Origin of the sequence: Streptomyces sp. NPDC101237, from assembly GCF_044767465.1 — a bacterium.
Taxonomy (GTDB): domain Bacteria; phylum Actinomycetota; class Actinomycetes; order Streptomycetales; family Streptomycetaceae; genus Streptomyces; species Streptomyces gramineus.
The window spans coordinates 376,909-399,328 of sequence record NZ_JBIWNY010000005.1; the positions used below are offsets into that span (position 1 = coordinate 376,909).

A 22,420-nucleotide genomic window follows, 5' to 3' on the forward strand; every position below is an offset into this window, starting at 1 on the left:
TTCGGCCATTCTCGACATGCCCCAGGGGTGTGACGTGCCTCTCGGGGCCGCCGTCACCAGGGCCGTTCCGAGCGCCCTCCGCCCGCGAAGACCAGCGACCGCCGCCCGGTCACGGAGGTGTTCCGTGCTCGCCGGGCGCAGGGCAGGGGCGTCGATGCCCCCGCGAACTATCGCGCTGATCACGCCACCAGGCTATCGCTCCTCACCCGGGAGCCGTCATGAGCCGTATGTGTACAAAAGAGGGGGTGGAACTTTGACGTTCTGCACAGCGACGCGGCGCCGGCTTGACCGCGGGAGGCACCTCGCGCCTCCCCGGCCGCTCACGCCACCAGTCGCTGCGCCTCCTCGACCGCCTCCGCGAGCGAGTCCACGACCGGCACCCCGACCTCCTCCAGGCTCGCCCTGCCGTGCGACCCGCCGGTGTACAGCACCGCCTGCGCGCCCACGGCCCGCGCGGCCACCGCGTCGTCCGCCGCGTCCCCGATCACCACGGTCCGCCCGGGCCGCACCTCTCCCAGGGACCGCAGGTGGCGCACCATGTGCTCGGCCTTGCTGCCGCCGGACGGCCCGACCCGGCCCTCGACCCGGACGAAGTGCGGCTCGATCCCGAAGCCCCGCACCAGCGGCACGAGCTCCTCGTGCACGTACATGCTCAGCAGCGACTGGCTGCCTCCCGCCGAACGCCAGCCGGCCAGCAGCTCGGCGGCCCCGTCGGTCAGCCCGCACAGGGCGCGGTGCTCGGCGTAGTACCGGTGGAAGATCTCGTCCATGGCCTCCCACTCGGCGTCGGTCGGCAGCCGCCCCATCAGCCGCTCGTAGAACTTCGGCACCGGCACGCAGTACAGCGCCCGGTACTGCTCCAGCGTGATCGGCGCGAGGCCCAGCTCGGCCGACGCCGCGTTCGTCGCCCCGATGATCGCGTCGTTGTCGTGGAACAGCGTTCCGTTCCAGTCCCAGACGATGTGCGCGCTTTCGTGCTTCCCCATGCCGAAAACGCTACCCGCCACCGCCGACACTCAAGACCGGTGGAACATCGCCGCAGCTCAGAGCCTTCCGGTCGGGTTCAGCCGCCCAGGCCGACCAGGTTCGGGATCTCCTGCGTGGCGTACCAGAGCAGCTCGTGGTCCTCGGCGCCGTCCACGACGACCTGCGCGTCGTCGTCGCCGTCGTCGGCGGCCGCCAGCGCTCCGGCCGCCGCTGTGACGTCCTCCTCGGCGTCGTCGGAGTCCACGTGCACCGCGGCCGCCCTGGCCAGCGCGACGGTGCCGGTCACCCGCACCTCGCCCAGTGCCGTCGGGTCGAGGCCGCGGTCCGGGCCGGCCGCCGCCGCGCCGTCGGGGACGTCCACGGCGACCACGACCCGGCGCCGCGGCGCGTCCTGGCCGGCCGCGAGCAGCCGCAGCGAGGCGAGCGCGGCCCGGTTGAGCGCGGCGTACTCCAGCTCCTCGATGTCGTCGGAGAGGTACCACTCGCGCAGCGCGGGCGTGACGGCGTAGGCGACGAACGGACCGGTCCCCAGCTCGCCCGTCTTGTGGGCCTCGGCGAGCCCGGGGAGGGTCAGGGGGACGTAGACGCGCATGACGGGCCGCTCTCTTCCGGGACTCTTCGACTGCTCGGCTGCTGCCTCTCCCGGAGATCCGTGCGGCCTCCCGGAGGGCCTCAAGGATACGTGCGGGCGTCCCCCTTCGGGTCCCGGGCACCGACGCCCGCATCGTCAACCCGGCGCCGCGCGATTCACCCGGTACCGGCGCCCGCCCCGAGGGTTTCCGGGCTCACGGATCACTCGGATAAGTGAATCCTGCGGGGCCCCCCGCATGGGCGGTCATCGCCTTGCTGGCGCCGTCCCGGCCCCCGTACAAGATCCCCGACCGCAAGTTACCGCCCGGTACCCGCCGGGCCCGCCGAACGGGGTTCCCGATGAACAAGGTCATGACCAGGACCGTCCAGCTCCGCCCGGGCACCCGCCCGCCCGGCCGCCGCGACTCCCGCCGTCCCGGCGCGACCTCCCGCAGGCCGCTGACGCCTCCGGCGGCCCCGCAGGGCCCTCGCCCCACCGACCTCTTCGCGGAGCGCCTGCTGGCCGTCCTCAGCGGCCGCCGCCCCGTCCACTGGATGCTCCGGCACACGGCGGGACCCGCCTACGACGACCTGGCCCGGCTCGCCGCACGCGGCCCGCTGCGCACCCGCGGCACCGACCCCGTCGTCCACGACATCGGGTACTACGTCCCGCGGGCCGGCGCCCTGGAGGTCTTCGCCCGCATCGCGGCGGGCGACCAGCTGCGGGCCATGGCCTTCCGCCTGGAACAGAGCCAGGACCTGCGCTGGCGCTGCACGGCGGTCGAACTGGGCGTCCCCCGCCCTCCGCACACCGACTAGCGCTCCCCGCGCCGCCCCGCGGCAAGCCGAAGGGCCGGCCCCCCTCGCGGGGTGGCCGGCCCTGGCCGGTGTCGCGGATGCCGTCACTTCCTGCGGCGGCGGCTGCCCTTCGCCTGCTTGCGGCGCTCGGCGCGGGTGAGGCCGTCCGCCTCGGAGCGCGCCGGCTCGTCGTCGTACTCGAAGTCGCCCTCCACGAGGCCGCCCTCGCCGTCCACGGTGGCCGCGGAGAAGTGCATGCCCCGGCGCTGCGGCGCCTCCAGGCCCTTCGCGCGGATCTCGGGACGGGCGCCCGCCTGGGCCGGAACCGCGTCCTGGACACCGTCCCCGACCACTGCCACGTCCTCGACCGGGACCTCCTCGACCTGCTGCTCGACCTGGACCTCCAGGTTGAACAGGTAGCCGACGGACTCCTCCTTGATGCCGTCCATCATGGCGGTGAACATGTCGAAGCCCTCGCGCTGGTACTCGACCAGCGGGTCCTTCTGGGCCATCGCGCGCAGGCCGATGCCCTCCTGGAGGTAGTCCATCTCGTAGAGGTGTTCGCGCCACTTGCGGTCGAGGACCGACAGCACGACCCGGCGCTCCAGCTCACGCATGATCTCGGAGCCGAGCTGCGCCTCCCGCGCCGCGTACTGGTCCCGGATGTCGTCCTTGATGGACTCGGAGATGTACTCGGCGGTCAGACCGGCACGGTCGCCGGCCGCCTCCTCCAGCTCCTCGATGGTCACCTTGACCGGGTAGAGCTGCTTGAAGGCGCCCCACAGCCGGTCGAGGTCCCAGTCCTCCGGGAAGCCCTCGGCGGTCTCCGCGCCGACGTACGCGTCGATCGTGTCGTCCATGAAGTGCTGGATCTGCTCCTGCAAGTCCTCGCCCTCCAGGACCCGGCGGCGCTCGCCGTAGATGACCTCACGCTGGCGGTTGAGCACCTCGTCGTACTTCAGGACGTTCTTGCGCGTCTCGAAGTTCTGCTGCTCGACCTGCGACTGCGCGGACGCGATCGCGCGGGTGACCATCTTGTTCTCGATCGGCACGTCGTCCGGCACGTTGGCCATGGACATCACGCGCTCGACCATCTGGGCCTTGAACAGGCGCATCAGGTCGTCACCGAGGGAGAGGTAGAAACGGGACTCACCGGGGTCGCCCTGACGGCCGGAACGACCGCGCAGCTGGTTGTCGATCCGGCGCGACTCGTGCCGCTCGGTGCCCAGGACGTAGAGCCCGCCGAGGTCCTTGACCTCCTCGAACTCGGCCTTGACCGCCAGCTGGGCCTTCTCCAGCGCGGCCGGCAGCGCCTGCGCCCACTCCTCGATGTGCTCCTCGGGGTCGAGGCCACGCTGACGCAGCTCCGCCTCCGCGAGGTCCTCGGGGTTGCCGCCCAGCTTGATGTCCGTACCACGGCCGGCCATGTTGGTGGCCACCGTCACGGCGCCCCGGCGGCCGGCCTGCGCGACGATCGACGCCTCCCGCTCGTGGTGCTTGGCGTTGAGCACCTCGTGCTGGATGCCGCGCTTGGAGAGCTGCTGCGAGAGGTACTCCGACTTCTCGACGGAGGTCGTGCCGACCAGGATCGGCTGGCCCTTCTCGTGCTTCTCCGCGATGTCGTCGACGACCGCCTCGAACTTGGCGACCTCGGTGCGGTAGATGAGGTCGGACTGGTCCTTGCGGACCATCGGCCGGTTCGTCGGGATCGGGACCACGCCGAGCTTGTAGATCTGGTGGAACTCGGCGGCCTCGGTCATGGCCGTACCGGTCATGCCGGAGAGGCCGGGCTGCTCCTTGCCGTTGTGGTCGTGGCGCTTGTAGAGGCGGAAGAAGTTCTGCAGGGTGATCGTGGCGAGGGTCTGGTTCTCGTCCTTGATGTCCACCCCTTCCTTCGCCTCGATCGCCTGGTGCATGCCCTCGTTGTAGCGGCGGCCGGCGAGGATACGGCCGGTGTGCTCGTCGACGATCATGACTTCGCCGTCCAGGACGACGTAGTCCTTGTCCTTCTTGAAGAGCTCCTTCGCCTTGATGGCGTTGTTCAGGTAGCCCACCAGAGGCGTGTTCACCGACTCGTAGAGGTTGTCGATGCCCAGCCAGTCCTCGACCTTGGAGACGCCGGACTCGTGGATGGCGACCGTGCGCTTCTTTTCGTCGACCTCGTAGTCGCCGGTCTCCTCGATGCCCTTGAGCGGGTTGCCGGCCTCGCCCCTCTTCAGGCGCAGGACCAGCTTGGCGAAGTCGCCGTACCACTTGGTGGCCTGGTCGGCCGGGCCGGAGATGATCAGCGGCGTACGGGCCTCGTCGACCAGGATGGAGTCGACCTCGTCGACGATGGCGAAGTTGTGGCCGCGCTGGACGAGCTCGTCCTGGGCCCACGCCATGTTGTCGCGCAGGTAGTCGAAACCGAACTCGTTGTTCGTGCCGTACGTGATGTCCGCCGCGTACTGCTCGCGGCGCTCGGCGGGCGACATGTTGGCCAGGATGCAGCCGACGCTCAGGCCGAGGAACTTGTGGACGCGGCCCATCATCTCGGAGTCGCGCTCGGCCAGGTAGTCGTTGACCGTGATCAGGTGGACGCCCTTGCCCGACAGCGCGTTGAGGTACGCGGGCAGCGTGCCGACGAGGGTCTTGCCCTCACCGGTCTTCATCTCGGCCACGTAGCCCAGGTGGAGAGCGGCGCCACCCATGATCTGCACGTCGTAGTGGCGCTGGCCGAGGGCGCGCTTGGCGGCCTCGCGGACGGTCGCGAACGCCTCGGGGAGCAGGTCGTCGAGGCTCTCTCCGTCGGCGTAGCGCTGCTTGTACTCATCGGTGAGGGCCCGCAGCTCGGCGTCGGAGAGGTCGACGAAGTCCTCTTCGATGGAGTTGACCTGGTCCGCGATGCGGTGCAGCTTGCGCAGGATCTTGCCTTCGCCTGCACGCATGATCTTCGAGAGGACGGACACGGGGGTTTGTCTCCTTGCCGGTCGGGCCTGGGACGGTCGGTTTCGATTGGACGTACTGAGCAACGGCCATCGTATGCGAGGACCCGGCCGCGCCGGGAGGCCTGGCGGCCCGACGGCCGTCCGTCGCTTTTCCGAGGGCGCCGCGGGCCCCCTTCGGGTGACTCCTCCGGGTGGCCATTCGGTTGTGCGGGGTGGTGCCGGGTCGCTTTCCGCCTTCTCGCCGCTTCACAGGGAACAACGGCCGGGGCGGCCCGATAGTGCCGCATCCGCCGAGGAATTGCGCGAAACGTGATCACACGGTCACGGAACGCATAACCCGTGGCGCGCCGGGTGCCCGGCCCCGCAGAATCGGCCGATGGAACCCGTCACGCTCACCACGGCCCGTCTGCTGCTGCGCACGGTCGGCCCGCGGGACACCGAAGCGGTGTACGCGGCCGCCCAGGACCCGGACATCCAGCGCTGGACGACCATCCCCTCGCCCTACCTCCCGGAGCACGCCCGGAGCTTCACCGAGCGGCTGGTCCCCGACGGCTGGTCCGCGGGTTCGATGTTCACCTTCGGCGTGTTCCTGCCGGCCGGGGAGCTGGCCGGGATGCTCGGCCTGACCATGCGCTCGCCGGGCACGGCCGAGGTGGGTTTCTGGACCGCCGAGGAGCACCGCGGCCGCGGCTACATCACCGAGGCCACCCGCGCGGCCGCCCGCTGGGCGTTCACCGACCTGGCGGTCGACCGGGTCGAGTGGCGTGCCGAGGTGGGCAACCAGGGCTCGCGCGCCGTCGCGGAGCGTGCCGGGTTCACCATCGAGGGCACCCTGCGCTCCGCCATCGACAACAAGGGGGTGCGGCGGGACTGCTGGGTGGGCTCGCTGCTGCCGTCCGACCTGGGCCTGCCCTCGGCCGCGCCCTATCTTCCGGCCCCTTCGCGGGGCTGAGAGCGGGAGTCTTTCCGCTCTGTCAGTGCCACCCTCTATCGTCCGATCCATGACGACCCTCCCGCGCCCGACCACCGTCCTCTCGGCGGACGACGCCCGCCGTATCGCCCTGCGGGCACAGGGCTTCCTCGGTGCCCCCGACCGCCGCTCGGGCGTGCGGGGCGTGCTCCGCCACCTCGGCGCGGTCCAGCTCGACACCATCTCGGTCCTCGCCCGTTCCCACGAGCTCATCCCGTACGCGCGCCTCGGCGCCGTCGGGCGCAAGGCGGTCGACGCGGCCTACTGGACCGACACGCACGCGTTCGAGTACTGGTCGCACGCGGCCTGCATCCTGCCCGTCGAGGAGTGGCCGCACTTCGCCTTCCGCCGCCGCGCCTACCGCGACCGCCCGCACTGGAGCCACGACCTCCCCGACGGCGTCTACGACCAGGTCATCAAGCAGCTGCGCACCGAAGGTCCGCTGACCGCGACGGAGTTGGGCGGCGCGAAGAAGACCAGCGAGTGGTGGGACTGGTCCGGCACCAAGGTCGCCGTGGAGCGCGCGCTGATGTACGGCGAGGTGGTGTGCGTCCAGCGGCGCGGCTGGAAGCGGGTGTACGACCTCGCCGAGCGCGCCGTCCCGAGCGCGCTGCTCCACGACGACCTGGACGACACCGAGTGCCTGCGCCGCCTGGTCGGGCTGGCCGGGCGGTCGCTGGGCGTCGGCACGCGCGCGGACATCGCCGACTACCACCGGCTCAAGGGCGAGCAGGTCGACGCGGTGATCGCCGACTCGGGGCTGGTCCCGGTGGAGGTGGAGGGCTGGGCCAAGCCGGCCTGGGCGGACCCGGCGGCGCTGGCCGCGCCTGCGCGCGGGCGGCACCGGACGACGCTGCTGTCCCCCTTCGACTCGCTGATCTGGGACCGGGCACGCACCGAGCGGATCTTCGGATTCACCCACCGCCTGGAGGCCTACGTCCCGAAGCCGAAGCGGGTGTACGGCTACTACGCGATGCCGGTGCTGGCCGGCGGCCGCCTGGTGGGCCGGGTGGATCCGGCGCGTGAGGCGGGCGGCGTGCTGGTGGCACGGCAGGTCGCGCTGGACACGCCGAAGGCGGTGCCCGCGGTGGCCGAGGCCCTCGTGGAGGCGGCGAGCTGGGTGGACTGCACGACCGTGCGGGTGGAGCGCGTGGACACTCCGGAGCTGCGGGAGCCGCTCGTCCAGGAGGTCAGCCGCGCGCTGATGACGGCGCTGCGCTGAGCGGTCCCGGAGGTCTCAGCGGATCTCCAGGATCTTCTCCCGCATCGCGTAGACCACCGCCTCCATCCTGGAGTGCAGCTGCAGCTTCTCCAGGATGTTGCGCACGTGGTTCTTCACGGTGTTCTCGGAGATGAACAACTCCTTCGCGATATCGCGGTTGTTCATGCCCGTGGCGACCAGTTTGAGGACTTCGAGTTCGCGATCGGTGAGCCGTGGCGCCGGGACCAGCCGGCGCTCGTCGGTGCGCTGGATCATCGACTTGAACTCGGTGAGGAGTTTCGACGCCATGGACGGACTGATCTGCGACTGCCCGTCGGCCACGGCGCGAATGGCGGTGGCCACCTCGTCGGTGGAGATCTCCTTGAGGAGATATCCGGTCGCGCCCGCTTTGATCGCCTCGTAGAGGTCGGCTTCCTCGTCGCTGATCGTCAACATGATGATCTTCGCGCTGGGTGCGACCTCCTTGATGGAGGTGCAGGCCTCGATGCCGCCGCGTTTGGGCATCCGGACGTCCATCAGGACGATGTCCGGCAGGAGGTCGGCGGCCTTGTCCACGGCCTCGGCGCCGTCTCCCGCCTCGCCGACGACCTGGATGTCCTCCTCGGCGGCGAGCACGATCTCCAGGCCACGGCGGAAGAGCGCGTGGTCGTCCACGACAAGGACCCTGATCGGTTCCTTGCGCGCAGCGCCCTCCGTGTCCGGGCCCAAGCCGGTGACGCCGTCGCCGGCATCAGCCCGCATCGGTCCGAAGCTGTCCGCCATCGTTCCTCCCCCTGAAGGCTGTGGCCTGTGGTGCTGTGCCATCGCCAACCCAAGGCAGCGGCCCACCGGTTGGACCGTTGCGGCCATGATTCCATGCCCGGGCGGCAACGCGGAGACAGAGCGGGGCGCGAAGTGGTCGCACACCGGTGCCCCTGGGGGGCGCACGCACGCTTCCAGGGGCACAGGCTCAGCTGCCGGGCGGGCGGGTCAGCCGCCCAGTGTGCCTCCCGCCGCCGGGGGTTGCGCCTGGGCGACCATCGGGTCGGTGCTCAGGTGGATGACGCCGTAGTCGTACGCGTGTCGCCGGTAGACGACGCTCGGCTCCTTGGTCTCGGAGTCGACGAACAGGTAGAAGTCGTGTCCGACCAGTTCCATCTCGTACAGGGCCTGGTCGAGGCTCATCGGTGAGGCGACGTGGGTCTTCTCGCGGACGATGAGGGGGCCTTCGCCCTTCACCTCCAGGGAGCCCATCTTCTTGGTGGGCACGCCGTCGGGCTCTTCCGCCGGGACCGGGACACCGTTCCCGTTGAGGGTCGCCGCGTCCGGGACGTGGTCGGCGACTTCGGCGGCCGGGATCCGCTGGGCGCCACGGCGGGAGTACCGCTTGTCGTGCTGCTTGCGCAGCCGCGCGTCCAGCTTCTCCGCCGCCAGGTCGAGTGCCGCGTACGGGTCGCTGGCCGCTGCCTCCGCCCGGATCACCGGACCGCGGGAGCGGAGCGTGATCTCCACCCGGTCGCAACGGTCCGCCTGTCGGGGGTTGGGCTCCTTGGACACCTCGACGTCGAGGCTGATCACCTTGCCGTCGAGCTTCTGGATCTTCTCCAGCTTCAGCTTCTCGGCCACGTGCTTGCGGAACCGCTCGGGCACCTCGGTCTTGCGGCCCTTGACGACGATGTCCACGCAGAACTCCGTTCCCGGAGCGCTCCGCTCCTATGGCGGAGCATCTCCCTTTTTGCACCCGACTCCGGGGAACCCCGGAGCCTCGGACTCGGCGACTTCACCTCCTCCTCCCCCATGGGCAAGATCAGCACCCCAGCACCGCGATGATTACGGAAAACACGCGGCACAGCATTCGGATTCGGGAGGCACGGCCTGCGGCTTTCTCCCTCACAACCGAACATATCTCGCCCGGACGGATGTCGTCACCCTCTACTGATGCGTACCTCCATTCAGGCGAATTGGGCTGGTCACTACCTGCAACGATGAGCGTCGGCAGTCAGTTCCGGTTCATTTCAAAAGAATCCGGTGCGGCTGCGATCACGGCCGCGAGGATCGGCCACGCGGGGGCGTTCCCCTCGGCGATTCCCGGTGCGTCCCGTGTCCACCTCGCTCGTTCTTCCCTCGGTCCGGCGGTCCGTTCCTCCCTACCTTCCCAAGCCGCGCGCCGATACACAGCCGTTGTCTCTTCTACTGCCCCTTCCGGCGCCGTCTCCTCCCGTACCGCACGCGCCGCTTCCGCGAGGGTGGCGCCGGTCGTGACGAGGTCGTCGACGAGGACGACCCGGCCGCCCGCGAGCAGCCGGGCACCGCCGGCCACGACCTCCAGCGCGCCGTCGATGTTCGCCAGCCGCTGCCGGGAGTTGAGCCCGGACTGGTCGGCCACGGCCCGCCGCTGCCGGAGCACCGGGACGACCCGCGCCGGGGCTCCGGTGCGCCGCAGCCCGGCGGCGGCCGCGCGGGCGATCCGGCGCACCGGATCGTGTCCCCGCGCCCGCACGGCCCACGGCGCGGAGGGCACCGGCACGAGAAGCAGCGGCGTGACCCCGGGGACGTCGCCCGTGCCGCCGGTCTCGTCGTACTGGAGCCCGGCGCACACCGCTCCCGCCAGGGCCGCGCCGAGCGCCCCCGCGAGCGCCAACGCGCCCCGCTCCTTGTGGGCGAGGAGTGCCGCCCGCACCTCGTCCGCGTAGGTCGCCGCCGCGTACACCGCCGGCAGCCCGCGCGGCTCCGGCACCGGTCGCACCCGGCGCGGTACGGCCCCGCTCAGGGCGGCACGGCACTCGGGACAGAGCACCGTGCGAGGCGTCCCACAGCCTCCGCACTCGGCCGGGAGCACCAGGTCGGTGAGGTCCTGCCACCACCCCCGCATGAGCCCACTGTGCCCACACCCGGCCGCGGCGGCCACCCCTGTGGACAACCGCCTGTGGACACCGCCTGTGGACAACCGGACGAAAAGCGATCGTCCGCGGAGCGGGGCTCCGAGCCGGCCCGAGCCCCAGGCCTCAGCCCAGCCCAGCCCACAGGCCCTCAGCGCTCAGGGCACCAGACCCTCAGGCCCACAGGCCCACAGGCCCACAGGCCCTCAGCCCGGATATATCGGCGCCGAGCCGTCCTTGACCACCTTCTGCCACTGCGCCCCGGACGGCAGCCGGACGATCCCGTCGTCCTTCGAGCGGGCCACCAGCGGCACCCGGTCGTCCTCGGACGCGGCGATCGCCAGGACGCCCGTGAGGGCCGCGGGCGCCGGTCCGTCCGGCGTGGAGCCGTCGACCTGCACGTACCGCGTCTGCTGCACACCGCCCTGCTCACGCCCGACCACCACGAGCCGGCTGTCCCCGGCCCAGGACATCGCGGTGACCTCCTCGGAACCGGGCGTGGCGGAGCGCAGTTCCAGGACCGAGACCTCCTGCTGGTCGTCGGACCTGCTGCGCTCGATCCGCCCCACCAGCAGCGACTGCTTGCCGTCCTTCTCCACGACGAGCGCGATCCGCACCCCGTCGGCGGCGACCCGCACGTCCTCGATGCGGCCGTCCAGCTCGGGGATCTGCACCGCCATCGGCTGGCCGACGCCCTGCGCGAGCATGTACAGCTGCGGATCGGCGGCGTTCCGGTCGGCCACCCACAGGTCGCCCCTGGCGTCCCAGCTCGGCGCCGTCAGCCGGTCGGCCTCGGTCGCTCCGTGGCTGGTCAGCACGGCGCCGCCGAGCGTGCCGTCCGACGCGAGCGAGGTGACGTACAGCGACCTGCCGTCGCTGCTGACCCCGGCCGCGGTCCGCTCGTCGCGGGCGACCGCCACCGACTGCAACGGCTTGTCGCCCACCCCGAACGGCCCCGGTACCGCCACCGCGCCGGTGCCGGTCCCGCCCGCCGTCATCCGCACCAGCCGGTGCTTGCCGTCCAGGAAGTAGAGGTAGTCGGGCCGCTTCGCGGACGGGCGCCAGGCAGTGGCCTCGGCCTCCTCCTCGGTGACGTCGCACATCCGGCCGCCGTTGACGGACTGCAGCGCGACCGATTCCACGGTGGGCGTCAGGTTCCGCAGCGTGAACAGCAACTCGGTCGCCATCTCGGTGCACTTGACCGAACCGACCCGGGACGCCTTGACGTTCAGCGGCACGGTGACCTGGTTCTGGTCGTCCGGCGTCAGCCCGGACACGCCCTTCTTCAGGGCCGTACCGGTCGGGAAGCTCGACCGGACCACCGGGCCGAGCCACGTGGTCGGGCCCTTGATCAGCGAACGCACCAGCTGGGTCGTCGGATCCACCCGGCTGCGGACGAAGACCGGGTCGGCGACCGCCACCGGCTGCCCGGTCTCCCCGGCGGACGTCCCCGAGGCGAAGTAGTACTTGTTGACGGACGTGTAGTTGCGCTGGAAGTCGGACTTGCCCATCACCACGCCCTGCGGCAGCGAGTCGATCCGCCACTGCCCGCTCTTGGCGTCCTTCGTCAGGTGCACCGTCCGCTGATACGACCCGTCGGCCGGCGTGTACGCCTGCTGTGCGTCGACCGTCGCCACCCGGCTGCCCTGCAGCGTGTACGTGATGCTGTTCGTGCCGTCCCGGCCGACCGGGCGCGGATCCGTCTGCATGCTCGGCCCGTTCGCCAGCACCGTCGCCTGCGAATCCGGCCGCCAGATCTTCGCGGCGGCCGGGCTCAGGTACTTGCGTGCCGTGTCGTACCGCGGATCGTCACTGGTCAGGGCCTCGAGGAACCCCTGGACGATCTCGGTGGAGGAGGCGTCCTGCTGCGGCGGCATGGCGAAGACCCGCACCTGCGTGTCCTGCCGTGGCGTGGACTCGACGTCCCGCAGATCGCCGCTGTCCGGCATGGAGGCACAGCCCGCCAGCAGTACGGCTCCGCAGGCGGCGTACGCCGCCACGCGCACCGGTCCGGGCCGCGCGCTCCCCTCGCGGTCACCGACCACGAAATGCCTCCCCTGGTGTGTTCGACTCGTCCGCCCCGCCGACGCTCCCGTCGCCCGCCGGGCCGGTACCGGCCGTGCTCTCCTGGCGCCGCACGCTTCCGCCGGGCCTTGGCACCACCCGCGCCCCGTTGCCCGGCAGCGCGGTCGGGTCGGCGGTCGGAGTCATGCCGGCCATCCGCTGCGCCATGGGAGCGAGCGCCGCTCCCTGCCCGCCGCCGGGCTGCATCGGCACGGTGGCCCGCTTGGCGTCGCCGCCCGGCAGACCGGCGTCGCTGAGACCCCGGTTGCGCCGGGAGTCCTTCGGTTCCAGAGGTATCGGCGAGCCCCGCAGCGGCTCGTCGGCGGTCCTCGGCAGCGTCAGCCGGAACTGCGAACCGCCGCCCGGCTCACCCCACGCCTGCAGCCAGCCGCCGTGCAGTCGCGCGTCCTCCAGGGCGATCGACAGCCCGAGGCCGGTTCCGCCGGTGGTACGCGCGCGTGCCGGGTCCGCACGCCAGAAGCGGCTGAAGACCCGCGTCGCCTCGCCGGGCTTGAGCCCGACGCCGTAGTCGCGCACCGCGATCGCCACCGCGCCGCCGGCCGAGGCCAGCTTGACGACGACGTCCTTGCCCTCGCCGTGCTCCACGGCGTTGACGACCAGGTTGCGCAGCACCCGCTCCACGCGCCGGGCGTCCGCCTCGGCCACCACGGGCTGCAGGTCGCCGAGCACGCGTATGTGCGTGCCCTTGCGCTCCGCGAGCGGCACGGCCCCGCTGACCACGCGCCGCACGACCTCCCTGAGGTCTATCGGCTCGGCCTCCAGCGCCGCCGCGCCCGCGTCGAAACGGCTGATCTCCAGGAGATCGGCCAGGAGCGACTCGAACCGGTCCAGCTGGTCGGCGAGGAGCTCCGCGGACCGCGCGGTCACCGGGTCGAAGTCCTCGCGCGCCTCGTGGATGACGTCGGCTGCCATCCGCACGGTCGTCAGCGGCGTACGCAGCTCGTGCGACACGTCCGACACGAACCGGCGCTGCATCCGCGACAGGTCCTCCAGCTGCTGGATCTTCAGCTGGAGGTTCTGCGCCATCTTGTTGAAGGCCTCGCCGAGCCGCGCGATGTCGTCCTCGCCGGTGACCTTCATCCGCTCCTGGAGCCGCCCGGCGGACAGCCGCTCGGCGATCCCGGCCGCCATCCGCACCGGCGTCACGACCTGCCGCACCACCAGCCAGGCGATGGCTCCGAGCAGGACGACGACGAACAGACCGGCCGTCGCGAGCGTGCCCTTGACCAGGCTGAGGGACTTCTCCTCCTGAGTGAGCGGGAAGAGGTAGTACAGCTCGTACGGGTCGCCGTTCGGGTCGTTGACCTGCTTGCCGATGACCAGGGCGGGCTGCGAGTCCTTGTCGCTGTCCGTGTAGACGATCCGCGCGTAGCTCTGCGCCGCGGTCATGGTCCCGTTGATCCGGGTCCGCAGGTCGTCGGGGACGCTGGACGTCGGGTCCACCTGGCCGGAGGCGCGCGGACCGCGCCCGCCGCCGCTGTTGTCGCCCGCGGGCAGCGTCACCACGTCGAAGGCGCCCTGACCACCGCTGGACAGGGACTCGACGAGATCGCTCATCCAGGGGGTGAGGTTCTGCGACTGGCGTCCGTCCGGTGACACCGTCGTGTCCCCGGTGCCGGTCGCGGCCTCGTCGGCCTTCTGCTTGGCGACCGCGAAACCGCCGGTGGCCTGGCTCTGCGAGGCCTTCACCTTGGCGTCGAGGAGGCCGTTGCGGACCTGCCCGATGACGACGAACCCGAGCAGCAGGACGACGCCCAGCGACATCAGCAGGGTCGTGACGACGACCTTCAGCTGGATGTTGCGCCGCCACAGGCGCATGACCGGCAGCAGCGGCCGGCGCACCCAGCGCATGAACAGCCGCAGCACCGGGCTGCCCTGGACCCCGCCCTGCAGCAGCCCGCCCTCGACGAGCAGCGCCCAGCGCGAACGGGGCCTCTTCACGCCGACAGGCCGCTCCGGACGGTCCCCGGACCGGCCGGGGGCCGAAGCGGCACTGTCCTCGGACATGTCAGCTCGGTCCGGCCTTGTAACCGACACCACGGACGGTCACCACGATCTCGGGACGCTCCGGGTCCTTCTCGACCTTCGAGCGCAGCCGCTGGACGTGAACGTTGACGAGACGGGTGTCCGCCGCGTGCCGGTAGCCCCAGACCTGCTCCAGGAGCACCTCGCGGGTGAACACCTGCCACGGCTTGCGGGCGAGGGCGACCAGCAGGTCGAACTCCAGCGGGGTCAGCGCGATCGACTGCCCGTCGCGCTTCACCGAGTGCCCGGCCACGTCGATGACCAGGTCGCCTATGGCGAGCTGCTCCGGCGCCGGCTCCTCGGACCTCCGCAGCCGGGCGCGGATCCGGGCGACCAGTTCCTTCGGCTTGAACGGCTTCACGATGTAGTCGTCCGCGCCCGACTCCAGGCCCACGACCACGTCGACGGTGTCGCTCTTGGCCGTGAGCATCACGATCGGCACCCCGGACTCCGCCCGGATCAGACGGCACACCTCGATGCCGTCCCGGCCGGGCAGCATCAGGTCAAGCAGCACCAGATCGGGCTTGGTCTCACGGAAAGCGGCCAGCGCCTTGTCGCCGTCGGCTACGAAAGACGGCTCAAAACCTTCACCACGCAGCACGATGCCGAGCATCTCGGCCAGTGCGGTGTCGTCGTCGACGACAAGGACTCGTCCCTTCATAAACGACATCATCCCATTCTCATAACAGTGAAGGTTGCGCAGGTGACCAGGGTCACCGGCCTGTGACGATAGCCGCAGGAAGGCGTCACTGTCTGCCCACGGATACGGCGGGACCGGGCGCGGGCCCACGAGAGCCGCCGCGCACCCCGTGCCGGCCGACGCCCCCCGCCCTGCTCATCACCGCAGGTCGAGGGGTCGTTTCAGCCGCCGCACCGGCCGTCGTCAGCCGATCGGCACCTGCCGTGACCTGGCACACAGCTCCGCCAGCCCCTCGGCCGTCACCGGCGAGAGCACCCCCTGCTCGGTGACGATCGCCGTCACCAGCTCGGGCGGCGTCACGTCGAACGCCGGGTTGTACGCCTGCGTCCCCAGCGGTGCCACCGGAATCCCGCCACCCGCGCCCGTCACCGGCACGTGCGGCGCTATGACCTCGGTCACCTCGTAGCCGGGGCGCTGCTCTACCTCGATGGACGCCCCGTCCGGCGTCTCCGGATCCACCGTCGTCAACGGCGCCACCACGATGAACGGCACATGGTGGTACCGCGCCAGCACCGCCAGCGGATAGCTCCCCACCTTGTTCGCCACCGAGCCGTCGGCCGCGATCCGGTCCGCTCCGATCAGCACCGCGTCCACCTCGCCCGCGGCGAACAGCGAACCGGCCGCGCTGTCGGTGAGCAGGCTGTACGCCATGCCGCTGCGCGCCGCCTCGTACGCCGTCAGCCGGGCGCCCTGCAGCAACGGACGGGTCTCGTCCACCCAGAGCCGCCGCAGCCGTCCCGCCCGGTGCGCCTGCAGGGCCACCGCGAACGCCGTCCCCTCGCCCCCGGACACCAGCGACCCGGTGTTGCAGTGGGTGAGGATGCGATGCCCGCCGCCCGGCAGCAACTCGTCGAGGAGCGCCAGCCCGTGCCCGGCCATCCTGGCGCTCGCCTCGGCGTCCTCCCGGTGCAGCGCCCGCGCCGCGACCAGCGCCGCCACGGCAGCCGCCCCGGTGTCACCGTTCTTCGCCAGCGCCGACCGGTACGCGGCGGCGGCCCTGCGCACCCCGACGGAGAGGTTCACGGCCGTGGGCCGGGCCCCCTCCAGCGCCAGCGCCGCCTCGTCGACGTCGAACCCCCGCACGGCGGCGAGCGCGACGCCGTACGCCCCCGCTATGCCCAGCAGCGGCGCTCCGCGCACCGCGAGCGTCCGGATCGCCTCGACCAGGGCCGACGCGTCCGTGCACACCAGCTCGACCTCCTCGGCCGGCAGTCTGGTCTGGTCGAGAAGGACCACCACGGGGCCCTCGGGCGGCTCCTCCCACCGGATCACGGGCATTCCTGTCGGCCGCTTGTCCTCGCCGGTTTGCGCGTACTGATCAGCCATGCCGTCAGTCTGCCCCGGATCCGGCGGACAATTGAAGGTGCGGAGCCTGTACCGCGGCAGGTCACTGGGTGACCTGCCCATGGCACGATGGCAGCCAACCTGCCACCGCGACCGCGGACGGGCACCGTGAAGGAGCTTCGATGAACGACACTCCGGGCTGGGCCTCGCCCGGATCCGCCCCGTCCGACGGGCGGGAACCCGGCGCGTCCGCCCCTGCCGACCGCCCCGTTCCCGCAGGCCCTGCCGAGCAGCCCTCCGAGCAGCCGGGTACCGGCCCACAGGACTCCGGTCCGAAGTGGTCCAAGGACCAGCCGCCGGCCGGCCAGTGGTCCGCGCCCACCGGCGCCCCGGCGCCGGGCCAGGCACCGCCGCCACCACCGCCCGGCCCCGGCTGGGGCGGCCGGCCCCCCGGCGGCGGTTACGGAGGCTACGGCGGCCCCGGTGGACCCGGCGGCTACGGCCCGCCCGGCGGCTACGGAGCCTGGGGCGGCGGCTGGGGCGGCCCTCCGCCCGCGGCGAAGCCCGGCGTGATCCCGCTGCGCCCGCTCGGCGTCGGCGAGATCCTCGACGGCGCCGTCTCCACCATGCGCACCTACTGGCGCACGGTCCTCGGCATCTCGCTGACGGTCGCCGTCGTCACCCAGGTCGCGGTCATCCTCCTCCAGGGCTTCGTCCTCAACGACACCGAGACCACCGACGCCCTCAACGAACCGGGCGCCTCCCTCCGGGAGGTCTCCCGCGCCGCGGGCGAGGTCATGGCCGGCTCGGGCGCCGTCCTGCTGATCTCGCTGGTCGGCACGATCATCGCGACGGCCCTGCTGACCACCGTCACCAGCCGCGCCGTCCTCGGCAGGTCCGTGACCATCGGCGAGGCCTGGCGCGACGCCCGCCCGCAGGTGCTGAGGCTGTTCGGCCTCATCGTCCTGCTGGGACTCATCGCGGTCGGCGTCCTGCTGGTCGGCGCACTGCCCGGCATCGTCGTGGCGATCGCCGGCGGCCCCGGCGGCGCCATCGCCGCACTGCTCATCGTCGGCATCCTCGGGGGCGCCGTCGTCACCCTGTGGCTGATGATCCGCTTCTCGCTGGCCTCTCCCGCCCTGATGCTGGAGAAGCAGGGCATCACGAAGTCGCTGGGCCGCTCGGCCAAGCTCGTCCGCGGTTCCTGGTGGCGGGTCTTCGGCATCCAGATCCTCGCGACGATCATCGCCAACGTCATCTCCTCGATCGCCGTGATCCCCTTCGCCGTGATCGCCGCCATCCTCAGCGGCGACGGCTACTCCGGCTTCCTGGAGAGCACCAACACCAGCGTCGGCTGGACGTTCCTCGTGATCAGCGGCATCGGATCGGTGATCGGCTCCATGCTGACCTTCCCGATCAACGCGGGCGTCACCGTGCTCCTCTACATCGACCAGCGCATCCGCCGCGAGGCCCTCGACCTCGAACTGGCCCGCGCGGCCGGCGTGGAGAACCACGGCGCGAGCGCCGCCGGCGCCGTCCCGGGGAGCTGATGCGGTGAGTCCGGGGGGAGTTCTCACCGCGGTGCCCGCGGTCCTGCCGCGCGCCGCCGACGGGGCCGTACGCGGCCTGCTGCGGGCCCGGGAGACAGCCCTGCTCGCGTCGGCCCGCTCCGGCGACGAGCCGCCCGTGACCATCCCGCGCGACCCTGCGCGGGAGGCGGCACGGCGCGAGCTGGCCAAACGGATGTACCACGAGAACGACCCCGGACTGTTCCAGCGTGCCCTGCACGCCTTCCTGGACTGGGCGGGCCGCATGCTGTCCGCCGCCGCGTCCGCGACACCCGGAGGCACGCTGGGCCTGGTCGTCGTGGTCCTGGCGGTCGTCGCCGTCGTCGGCGCCCTGTGGTGGCGTCTGGGCACACCGCACCGCCGGCCCGTCTCCGCCACCGCCCTGTTCGACGACCGCCCCCGCAGCGCCGCCGAACACCGCGCGGCCGCCGAGGCCCACGCCGCCCAGGGCCACTGGAACCAGGCCCTCCAGGAACGCATGCGCGCCGTCGTCCGCTCCCTGGAGGAACGCGCCCTGCTCGACGTCCGTCCGGGCCGCACCGCCGACGAGGCCGCCGACGAAGCGGGCCGCGTGCTGCCCGCCCACCCGGACCGGCTGCGCGCCGCCGCCCGCGAGTTCGACGACGTGACGTACGGCGGCCGCAGGGCGACCCAGGCGTCGTACGAGCGCATCGCGGAACTCGACCGCGACCTGGAACGCACCAGGCCGACCCTCGCGACCAGCACCGCGAGCACCGCCCACCACATCCGCCGGGGAGACGCCGAATGACGACCGGCACAGCCCTCGCGCCCACCACCACCGCGCCCACCACCCGCCAGGTCTGGACGCGCAGCCGGGGCATCGTCCTCGCCGTGGTGCTCCTGCTGGCCGGTGCCGTCGCCATCGCCGTCATCCGCTCCGACAGCAGGCACGGCGAACTCGACCCGCGCTCCGTCGACCCCTACGGCAGCCGCGCCGTCGCAGAACTCCTCGCCGACCGGGGCGTGTCCACCCGCGTGGTCACCACCCTGTCCGAGGCCCGCGCCGCGGCCGGCCGGGACACCACCCTGCTGATCGCCGTCCCCGACCTGCTCACTCCGGGGCAGCAGTCCCAGCTGCGGCTGTCGACCGCCGGATCGGGCGGCCGCACCGTCCTGGTCGCGGCCGGCAGCACGTCCGTCGAACGGCTCGCCCCCGGCGTCACCGCCGACCCCGCCACCAGCCTGAAGTCCACGCTCGACCCGCACTGCGGACTGGCCGCGGCCCGCCGCGCGGGCCGCGCGGACACCGGCGGCATCCGCTACACCACCACCCACCTCGACGCCGACACCTGCTACCCCAGCCAGCGTCTGGCCACGCTGATCCGGGTCCCCGCGGCCTCCGGAGGCGGCGACACCGTCGTCCTCGGCTCGCCCGACATCCTGCTCAACGACCGGCTCGACCAGCAGGGCAACGCCTCGCTCGCCCTCCAGCTCCTCGGCTCCCGCCACCATCTGGTCTGGTACCTCCCCTCGCTCTCCGACGCGTCGGCCGCCGGCACGGACGACCAGAAGACCTTGTTCGACCTGCTCCCCTCCGGCTGGCTGTGGGGCGCGCTCCAGCTGTTCCTCGCCGCGGTCCTCGCCGCCTTCTGGCGCGCACGCCGGCTCGGCCCGCTGGTGCCCGAGAGACTGCCCGTGGCGGTCCGCGCCTCCGAGACCGTCGAAGGCCGCGCCCGCCTCTACCGCAAGGCCAACGCCCGCGACCGGGCGGCCGCGGCTCTCCGCGCCACCGCACGCACCCGGCTCGCCCCGCTCGTCGGCGTCCCCGTCTCCCAGGCGGACGCGCCCGAGGCCCTGCTGCCCGCCCTCTCCGCCCACCTCCACGGCGACGGCCAGGCCCTGCACGCCCTGCTCTTCGGACCGCCGCCCGGCGACGACGCGGCCCTCATCGCCCTCACCGACCAACTCGACGCCCTCGAAAGAGAGGTACGCCGTCCATGATGGACCCGACCACTGACAACGCCGGGACCACCGGGAACCCGGCCGACGCCCGGGCCTCCCTGGAGTCCCTGCGCGCCGAGATCGCCAAAGCCGTGGTCGGCCAGGACCCCGCCGTGACCGGCCTCGTCGTCGCTCTCCTGTGCCGTGGACACGTACTCCTCGAAGGGGTCCCCGGTGTGGCGAAGACCCTGCTCGTGCGTGCGCTCGCCGCAGCGCTCGAACTGGACACCAAACGCGTCCAGTTCACCCCCGACCTGATGCCGAGCGACATCACGGGCTCCCTCGTCTACGACACCCGCACCGCCGAGTTCTCCTTCCAGGCGGGCCCGGTCTTCACCAACCTCCTCCTCGCGGACGAGATCAACCGCACCCCGCCCAAGACCCAGTCCTCCCTCCTCGAAGCCATGGAGGAACGCCAGGTCACGGTCGACGGCACCCCGCGTCCGCTCCCCGACCCCTTCCTGGTCGCCGCCACCCAGAACCCTGTCGAGTACGAGGGCACGTACCCCCTCCCCGAGGCCCAACTCGACCGTTTCCTCCTCAAGCTGACGATCCCCCTCCCCTCCCGCCAGGACGAGATCGACGTCCTCACCCGCCACGCCGACGGCTTCAACCCGCGCGACCTGCGCGCCGCCGGCGTACGCCCGGTGGCGGGCCCCGCCGACCTCGAAGCCGCCCGCGCCGCGGTCGCCAAGACGACGGTCTCTCCCGAGATCACCGCCTACGTCGTCGACATCTGCCGTGCCACCCGCGAGTCGCCGTCCTTCACCCTCGGCGTCTCACCTCGTGGCGCGACCGCCCTCCTCGCCACCTCGCGGGCGTGGGCCTGGCTGACCGGCCGGGACTACGTCATCCCCGACGACGTCAAGGCCCTCGCCCTGCCCACCCTCCGCCACCGTGTCCAGCTCCGCCCGGAGGCCGAGATGGAGGGCGTGACGGCCGACTCCGTCATCAACGCGATCCTGGCCCACGTCCCGGTCCCCCGCTGATGCCCGTCACCGGACGTGCCGCCCTCCTCGCGGCCATCGGATCCGTCCCGCTCGGCATCTGGGACCCGAGCTGGACGGGTGTCCTCGCCGTGAACGGTTCGATCGCGCTGGCCTGCGCCTGCGACTTCGCCCTGGCGGCTCCCGTACGACGCCTGGTGCTGACCCGCTCCGGCGACACGTCGGCGCGCCTCGGCGAGAGCGCGGACGTCACCCTGACCGTGACGAACCCGTCGGGACGCACCTTGCGGGCCCGGCTCAGGGACGGCTGGCCGCCGAGCAGTTGGGAGCCGGGCACGGAGATCGAGGCGTCACGACACCGCCTCACCGTCCCGCCCGGCGAACGCCGGCGCGTGACCACCCGGCTGCGTCCCACCCGTCGCGGCGACCGCCAGGCGGACCGCGTCACGATCCGCTCCTTCGGCCCCCTCGGTCTGTTCTCCCGCCAGGGCGGCCACAAGGTGCCCTGGACCGTACGGGTTCTGCCCCCGTTCACCAGCCGCAAGCACCTGCCGTCGAAACTCGCCCGATTGCGTGAACTCGACGGCCGCACCAGCGTCCTGACCCGCGGCGAGGGCACCGAATTCGACAGCCTGCGCGAGTACGTTCCCGGTGACGACACCCGTTCCATCGACTGGCGTGCCACCGCCCGGCAGTCGGCGGTCGCCGTACGCACCTGGCGTCCCGAACGGGACCGGCACATCCTCCTGGTGCTCGACACCGGTCGCACCTCCGCCGGCCGCGTAGGGGACGCCCCGCGCCTGGACGCCTCGATGGACGCGGCGCTCCTCCTCGGCGCCCTCGCCTCGCGTGCGGGCGACCGGGTGGATCTGCTCGCCTACGACCGCCGGGTCCGTGCCCGCGTGCAGGGCCGTGCCGCGGGCGACGTCCTGCCGTCCCTGGTCGAGGCGATGGCGACGCTGGAGTCCGAGCTCGTCGAGACGGACGCGCGCGGGCTCACGGCCACGGCCCTCCGGGCGGCTCCACGCCGCTCTTTGATCGTGCTCCTGACGACGCTCGACACCGCGCCGGTCGAACAGGGCCTGCTCCCCGTCCTCGCTCAGCTGACCCAACGCCACACGGTGCTGCTCGCGTCGGTGGCCGACCCTCGTGTCGCCCGGATGGCGGCGGCACGCGGAGACGCCGACGCGGTGTACGAAGCGGCGGCAGCGGCGCACGCCCAGAGCGAGCGGCACCGCACGGCGGAACAACTCCGTCGGCGCGGTGTGACGGTTGTGGACGCGACGCCTGAAGATCTCGCTCCCGCACTGGCCGACGCATACCTGGCCCTGAAAGCGGCGGGCCGGCTCTGAAACTCCTGGCAGGCCCGTGGACGGACCTGCCACTTCTCCCGCTCCGCACCGAATAAAAGGCCCCGGAAATGCGGAAAGGCCCACACCATACGGTGTGGGCCTTTCCCAATGATTGTTCGGCGGTGTCCTACTCTCCCACAGGGTCCCCCCTGCAGTACCATCGGC

Annotated in this window: 18 protein-coding genes; 8 read left to right on the forward strand and 10 right to left on the reverse strand. The window is 72.1% G+C overall.

Translation table 11 applies throughout. The annotated features are described in order from the left end of the window. Nucleotides 1–320 precede the first annotated feature (320 nt). Nucleotides 321–986, reverse strand: coding sequence for an HAD family hydrolase (locus ACIRQ9_RS11065; protein WP_362167840.1), 666 nt, complete (start codon nt 984–986; stop codon nt 321–323). 77 nt (nt 987–1,063) lie between these two features. After that, nucleotides 1,064–1,579, reverse strand: coding sequence for a DUF6912 family protein (locus ACIRQ9_RS11070; protein WP_404169834.1), 516 nt, complete (start codon nt 1,577–1,579; stop codon nt 1,064–1,066). Nucleotides 1,580–1,917: 338 nt separating this feature from the next. Here ACIRQ9_RS11070 and ACIRQ9_RS11075 point away from each other — a divergent pair, with 338 nt between their 5' ends. After that, complete coding sequence (locus ACIRQ9_RS11075) at nt 1,918–2,376, forward strand: Rv3235 family protein (RefSeq protein WP_404169837.1); 459 nt, start codon at nt 1,918–1,920, stop codon at nt 2,374–2,376. A gap of 83 nt (nt 2,377–2,459) precedes the next feature. On the opposite strand, the gene secA is transcribed toward ACIRQ9_RS11075, so the two are convergent. Continuing rightward, a complete protein-coding gene (secA, locus tag ACIRQ9_RS11080; RefSeq protein WP_404169840.1) occupies nt 2,460–5,303 on the reverse strand; it encodes a preprotein translocase subunit SecA in 2,844 nt (947 codons plus the stop codon). A gap of 355 nt (nt 5,304–5,658) precedes the next feature. On the opposite strand from secA, the gene ACIRQ9_RS11085 reads away from it, so the two are divergent. After that, a complete protein-coding gene (locus ACIRQ9_RS11085) occupies nt 5,659–6,234 on the forward strand; it encodes a GNAT family N-acetyltransferase (protein WP_404169843.1) in 576 nt (191 codons plus the stop codon). Between the two features lie 49 nt (nt 6,235–6,283). Further along, complete coding sequence (locus tag ACIRQ9_RS11090; RefSeq protein WP_404169846.1) at nt 6,284–7,474, forward strand: winged helix-turn-helix domain-containing protein; 1,191 nt, start codon at nt 6,284–6,286, stop codon at nt 7,472–7,474. Nucleotides 7,475–7,489: 15 nt separating this feature from the next. Here the strand turns inward: ACIRQ9_RS11090 and ACIRQ9_RS11095 are convergent, their stop codons facing one another. From ACIRQ9_RS11095 to mtnA, 7 genes are all read right to left on the reverse strand, one after another. After that, entirely contained in the window at nt 7,490–8,236 is a 747-nt protein-coding gene (locus ACIRQ9_RS11095) for a response regulator (protein WP_404169849.1), read from the reverse strand. Nucleotides 8,237–8,443: 207 nt separating this feature from the next. After that, a complete protein-coding gene (gene hpf / locus ACIRQ9_RS11100) occupies nt 8,444–9,136 on the reverse strand; it encodes a ribosome hibernation-promoting factor, HPF/YfiA family (protein ID WP_351322863.1) in 693 nt (230 codons plus the stop codon). A 316-nt stretch (nt 9,137–9,452) separates the two neighbouring features. Continuing rightward, a complete protein-coding gene (locus tag ACIRQ9_RS11105; RefSeq protein WP_404169853.1) occupies nt 9,453–10,325 on the reverse strand; it encodes a phosphoribosyltransferase family protein in 873 nt (290 codons plus the stop codon). A 213-nt stretch (nt 10,326–10,538) separates the two neighbouring features. Beyond that, nucleotides 10,539–12,377: an LpqB family beta-propeller domain-containing protein gene (locus ACIRQ9_RS11110; RefSeq protein WP_404169856.1), complete on the reverse strand. Its 1,839-nt coding sequence runs from the start codon at nt 12,375–12,377 to the stop codon at nt 10,539–10,541. Further along, entirely contained in the window at nt 12,367–14,424 is a 2,058-nt protein-coding gene (gene mtrB / locus ACIRQ9_RS11115; RefSeq protein ID WP_404169859.1) for an MtrAB system histidine kinase MtrB, read from the reverse strand. The genes ACIRQ9_RS11110 and mtrB overlap by 11 nt, the downstream gene beginning before the upstream one ends. Before the next feature lies 1 nt (nt 14,425). Continuing rightward, nucleotides 14,426–15,115: a two-component system response regulator MtrA gene (mtrA, locus tag ACIRQ9_RS11120; protein ID WP_015659998.1), complete on the reverse strand. Its 690-nt coding sequence runs from the start codon at nt 15,113–15,115 to the stop codon at nt 14,426–14,428. Nucleotides 15,116–15,325: 210 nt separating this feature from the next. Then, a complete protein-coding gene (gene mtnA / locus ACIRQ9_RS11125; RefSeq protein WP_404169863.1) occupies nt 15,326–16,468 on the reverse strand; it encodes an S-methyl-5-thioribose-1-phosphate isomerase in 1,143 nt (380 codons plus the stop codon). Nucleotides 16,469–16,608: 140 nt separating this feature from the next. On the opposite strand from mtnA, the gene ACIRQ9_RS11130 reads away from it, so the two are divergent. Genes ACIRQ9_RS11130 through ACIRQ9_RS11150 form a run of 5 tightly spaced genes read left to right on the forward strand, consistent with a single transcriptional unit; the run spans nt 16,609 to nt 22,255 of the window. Beyond that, nucleotides 16,609–17,976, forward strand: coding sequence for a hypothetical protein (locus tag ACIRQ9_RS11130; protein ID WP_404169866.1), 1,368 nt, complete (start codon nt 16,609–16,611; stop codon nt 17,974–17,976). Between the two features lie 31 nt (nt 17,977–18,007). Beyond that, complete coding sequence (locus ACIRQ9_RS11135; RefSeq protein ID WP_404169869.1) at nt 18,008–18,763, forward strand: DUF4129 domain-containing protein; 756 nt, start codon at nt 18,008–18,010, stop codon at nt 18,761–18,763. Beyond that, a complete protein-coding gene (locus ACIRQ9_RS11140; protein ID WP_404169872.1) occupies nt 18,760–19,956 on the forward strand; it encodes a DUF4350 domain-containing protein in 1,197 nt (398 codons plus the stop codon). Before ACIRQ9_RS11135 ends, ACIRQ9_RS11140 begins: the two co-directional genes overlap by 4 nt. Further along, nucleotides 19,956–20,945: an AAA family ATPase gene (locus tag ACIRQ9_RS11145; protein WP_404169921.1), complete on the forward strand. Its 990-nt coding sequence runs from the start codon at nt 19,956–19,958 to the stop codon at nt 20,943–20,945. The genes ACIRQ9_RS11140 and ACIRQ9_RS11145 overlap by 1 nt, the downstream gene beginning before the upstream one ends. After that, nucleotides 20,945–22,255 (forward strand): DUF58 domain-containing protein, encoded by a 1,311-nt coding sequence (locus ACIRQ9_RS11150; protein ID WP_404169875.1) that lies wholly within the window; start codon nt 20,945–20,947, stop codon nt 22,253–22,255. The genes ACIRQ9_RS11145 and ACIRQ9_RS11150 overlap by 1 nt, the downstream gene beginning before the upstream one ends. Nucleotides 22,256–22,420 lie beyond the last annotated feature (165 nt).

What these genes read in the sequence shown, in the direction of transcription:
- ACIRQ9_RS11065 (WP_362167840.1), bottom strand. Translation starts at nt 986, where the DNA reads ATGGGGAAGCACGAAAGCGCGCACATCGTCTGGGACTGGAACGGAACG.
- ACIRQ9_RS11070 (WP_404169834.1), bottom strand. Translation starts at nt 1,579, where the DNA reads ATGCGCGTCTACGTCCCCCTGACCCTCCCCGGGCTCGCCGAGGCCCAC.
- ACIRQ9_RS11075 (WP_404169837.1), top strand. Translation starts at nt 1,918, where the DNA reads ATGAACAAGGTCATGACCAGGACCGTCCAGCTCCGCCCGGGCACCCGC.
- ACIRQ9_RS11085 (WP_404169843.1), top strand. Translation starts at nt 5,659, where the DNA reads ATGGAACCCGTCACGCTCACCACGGCCCGTCTGCTGCTGCGCACGGTC.
- ACIRQ9_RS11090 (WP_404169846.1), top strand. Translation starts at nt 6,284, where the DNA reads ATGACGACCCTCCCGCGCCCGACCACCGTCCTCTCGGCGGACGACGCC.
- ACIRQ9_RS11095 (WP_404169849.1), bottom strand. Translation starts at nt 8,236, where the DNA reads ATGGCGGACAGCTTCGGACCGATGCGGGCTGATGCCGGCGACGGCGTC.
- ACIRQ9_RS11105 (WP_404169853.1), bottom strand. Translation starts at nt 10,325, where the DNA reads ATGCGGGGGTGGTGGCAGGACCTCACCGACCTGGTGCTCCCGGCCGAG.
- mtrB (WP_404169859.1), bottom strand. Translation starts at nt 14,424, where the DNA reads ATGTCCGAGGACAGTGCCGCTTCGGCCCCCGGCCGGTCCGGGGACCGT.
- mtrA (WP_015659998.1), bottom strand. Translation starts at nt 15,115, where the DNA reads ATGATGTCGTTTATGAAGGGACGAGTCCTTGTCGTCGACGACGACACC.
- mtnA (WP_404169863.1), bottom strand. Translation starts at nt 16,468, where the DNA reads ATGGCTGATCAGTACGCGCAAACCGGCGAGGACAAGCGGCCGACAGGA.
- ACIRQ9_RS11130 (WP_404169866.1), top strand. Translation starts at nt 16,609, where the DNA reads ATGAACGACACTCCGGGCTGGGCCTCGCCCGGATCCGCCCCGTCCGAC.
- ACIRQ9_RS11140 (WP_404169872.1), top strand. Translation starts at nt 18,760, where the DNA reads ATGACGACCGGCACAGCCCTCGCGCCCACCACCACCGCGCCCACCACC.
- ACIRQ9_RS11145 (WP_404169921.1), top strand. Translation starts at nt 19,956, where the DNA reads ATGGACCCGACCACTGACAACGCCGGGACCACCGGGAACCCGGCCGAC.
- ACIRQ9_RS11150 (WP_404169875.1), top strand. Translation starts at nt 20,945, where the DNA reads ATGCCCGTCACCGGACGTGCCGCCCTCCTCGCGGCCATCGGATCCGTC.